The following is a 3,651-nucleotide window of genomic DNA, read 5'->3' on the forward strand; positions in this document are numbered from 1 at the left end:
CCCGCGACCCCAACCTTGGCAAGGTTGTGCTCTACCAACTGAGCCATGTCCGCTTGCGGGTTATTAATTTACGCGAGTTGTCCAAAAGACGCAAGTACTTTTTTCAAAAAACTTGTCTGCCGCATGTTCTTAATAGCCAAACGCGCTAAAGCGATTGGCTAGGCACACGATTCCAGCGCTCCGCTAAACAGCTTCACCATCTGCACGCGCGTGCCGGCGCCGTCCGTACGACGAGCAACCTCCACGTTATCGACGAGCATACGCATAAGCTTGATACCACGGCCGCGTTCCTCAGATGCAACCGGCTCGCTCGTTTCATCGATAGAATAGCCGGCACCTCGATCAAGCACCTCAACCACAACGCGATCGCCATAGGCCTGAACCGTCAGGACGCACCCGATACCGCCCGCATGGTCATAGGCATTACCCAGCGCCTCCCCCGACGCCAATGCGACATCGTAGCGCTCGTCACGGCGCAACGGAAGCGATTCAAGGAGTTCGGCGATGCGATGTCGGTAGTATGGAAGATTCTCGATACCCTGACGGACCTCGACGCTCTTACTCCAGCGAGGCAGCTCCCCCACCGGAATGGCGGGAATAGACTCCCGTGCCGGCCCCGCGACATGAAGGATATCGACAAGACGAGCAATCTCCAAAAAGCGAACAACTTCACCTGATGCATTGACGAGCGAAAGCAGGCCTTCTCGCCTCATGAGCTCACGAGCGCGCGTAAGCAGGAATGCCAAGCCCGTCGAATCGATAAAGCTAACAGCCTGACAGTTGATGACAACACGACGCACGCCGCGGCCAATCAAAGCATCCAACCGCCGACGCAGCGCAGGCACCGTGGCGATGTCGATATCGCCTGGTGGCGTCAAAACCGCTATGTCATTCCACTCATTCATACGACCATGGTTCCCCAAAAAAGCCCACTCGATGCATTCGTTTCCCCAACCGTGCGGATTCAGCCCGTTCAGCGCCGTCTATGAACGACCCCGTAAAAACTCAAGGGACACCAATGCAATGTCATCGTCCAGCGCCGATTCGGTAAATCGGTCAAGCTCGCCCAAGACCTTGCCGCAAATGCCCGACACGCCCTCCCCCGAAACAGAAAGCAGAAGATCGCGCAAGCGCTGCTCGCCAAAGAACGCTCCGGTGCGGTCGCGGGCCTCAATCGTTCCATCCGTATACATGAAGAGCATGTCGCCGGGGGCGAACGTAAACACGCCTGTCTCGTACACCATACTCTCAAAGGCACCGATTACACCCGATTGGCATCCAAGTAGCTCGACCTCTCCCCCACGAGCCTCGCCGCCACCCAGTGGCATCGACTCTGGCCTGATGACCATGGTCGGAGGATGGCCCGCCGAACAATACGTTGCGCGTCCGGCTTTCAGGTCAATCTTGGCGATAAAGGCTGTCACGAACGTCTCGACCCTCGAAAAGCCCATGAGCATACTGTTAAGGGAGCGTGCCATGCGGGCCGGTCCAGCGCCCTCCCACGCATATGCCGTCAGGGCCGTCTTGACGAGCGCGGACATCGATGCGGCCTCAATGCCTTTGCCAGACACATCACCCAGAATCATGACGGCGCAGTCGTCGGGAAGACGGATGAGCGTATAGAAATCGCCGCCGACCAACGCCGAGTTCGTGGCCGACAGGTACACCGAATCGGTTGCGATACCCGGAACATCCCCCAGGAAATTTCTCATGCCGATCTGAAGGGTCTGAGCGATATGACGCTCCTCGCGCTTTTGAGATTCACCTTCGTAGATCAGTTCAAAGTCATGCGCCAAGTGCACCAAGTAGTCATATTCAAGGTCATCAATCGGCTCTTGGCTGCCATCACGAAGCAGTAGCGCGCGCGTCGTCGGGCTCTTCGCAACAGAAGCAGGAACAATTGCGTCGTTACTGTGCTTGCCATCACCCTTAGAGCGTGGTCGCCCCGCCTCGATGCCGGAGTCGACGTAGAGACCTTGACAAGGCAGACCATGCGCCCTAAGCCAGCCTCCCATAGGCATCGATTCGTCAACGCGAGTTATACGGACGTGTTTAAGGTCCTCGGCACTCGTACCGCCCAAAACAGATGCCTCAAAGCCATCAGGGCCAGCCCCCAGACGTGCCGCTGGCGCCGTCGTGGAAAAGAAAAGCTTCTCGGGATCGTCCGGCAAAGCAACGCGACTGCCGCCTTCAAAATCTATGACGTAGGAATCCAGACTGACGTCATACTCAACAGGGCAAAAATGGCAGTTGAGCATATTGCAGATCTCGGACGATACCGCCTGGGTAGCCGCGACGGAATCGTCTAGAAAGGTAAACAACTCATCACGTAAGACATTGAGCGAGCGGCCAAGCTCGGCCGTGCGACGAGAGCGAAGACTCGATGCCATGCCGACCAGTTGGATAGACAGGTAATCGCAAATGACCTCGAGCACATTAACGTCATAGGCAAGCGGTGCCTGAGGGCGTTTCCAACCAACTTCCAGCACGCCAAGGATCTGCGTACCGTAAAAAACGGGAAGACAGATCTCGCTGCGGTACGGAGGCATATCCTGCATACGCAACAGGTGCTTAGAACGATTGTCCAGGTCCATAAACATACCGGAGGCGGCCTTATCACCCTTAAGGTCCTGTTGAATCGACAAGCGACAGGCACGCGACTCACGAAGAACATACGTCGGAATGCCAGCGCCATACGGCAAAAACTCAGGCAGGTAGCTGTCGTACAGCTCCTTGGAAACACCGCGAAGTTTAAAACCGCCGCTCTCAGAAAAATAGATAGCAGCACCCGAAGCATCGAGCGTTCCTACAAGCTGGTTCAAAACGGTATCAAGTAGGCTGGGCAGCTCATCGGAGCCCACGGTACTCATAATGACCGAGAGCGTGCCAGAGAGGCGCTTGTTAGCCACTCTAAGCTCCGAAAGAGCACGCTTGAGCTGACGGTCGTGCGAATACTGTTCTTCGATGCTATGGAGCGCCACCAGGACACGTGGCGCGCGGCGCCCAAAGATGCGTGGAGGCGTTACGGAGCCCGCACGAACCAAGACGGGGATAAAGGAGCCGTCGCTCAGCTTGAGCATCAGTTCGTTCTCGGAGCCATCAGTTTCAAATGGCAGACGATGTTCCGTCGCACGTTCAAAAGCGGACGAGTACAGGACGTCTTTAACATCTCCACCAATGACGTCGGCGCGTTCCTCGCACATCAAACCAAGTAAGCGATTATTCACATGCAGAATGGTTCCGTCGAGCTCGCAGATGATGACAGCATCGCTCGTGATCTCGACTAGTTGGGCAACGTCTGCCCACTCGTTGTGTTCAAGCGTTTCCATCGTGGACCCCGCCGTCTATCGGTAACAAAAAAGCCTCCGAAGAGGCTTCTCAAATGCGATGGTGTCGGAGGCGGGACTTGAACCCGCATGACCAAAAAGCGGTCACTAGCACCTCAAGCTAGCGCGTCTGCCAATTCCGCCACTCCGACATGCTATGTTGTTGATTCACGGTTCGTTTTGTTGGACCCGCGCGTTCAACGAGGAAGATAATAACCTATGATTCGAGAACTGTGCAAGCACTTTTTTCAAAAAAGTTTACGAATTTGTAAATCCTTGATTGTCATTTTCATTGCAACAGCCTCAGGACTCAGCGCAACGCGTT

General features: G+C 55.6%; 2 protein-coding genes and 1 tRNA gene. All 3 read right to left on the bottom strand.

The window, feature by feature from the left end:
- Positions 1-158 precede the first annotated feature (158 nt).
- The 3 genes from JMJ97_RS09360 to JMJ97_RS09370 all read right to left on the bottom strand — a co-directional run bounded on the left by JMJ97_RS09360 (position 159) and on the right by JMJ97_RS09370 (position 3,478).
- Positions 159-905: an anti-sigma factor antagonist gene (locus tag JMJ97_RS09360; protein ID WP_055286928.1), complete on the bottom strand. Its 747-nt coding sequence runs from the start codon at positions 903-905 to the stop codon at positions 159-161.
- A gap of 78 nt (positions 906-983) precedes the next feature.
- Positions 984-3,329 (bottom strand): GAF domain-containing SpoIIE family protein phosphatase, encoded by a 2,346-nt coding sequence (locus JMJ97_RS09365; RefSeq protein WP_260700094.1) that lies wholly within the window; start codon positions 3,327-3,329, stop codon positions 984-986.
- A 59-nt stretch (positions 3,330-3,388) separates the two neighbouring features.
- Positions 3,389-3,478, bottom strand: a tRNA-Leu gene (locus tag JMJ97_RS09370).
- Between the last annotated feature and the right edge of the window lie 173 nt (positions 3,479-3,651).

The organism is Collinsella aerofaciens, from assembly GCF_025289055.1.
Lineage (GTDB): Bacteria > Actinomycetota > Coriobacteriia > Coriobacteriales > Coriobacteriaceae > Collinsella.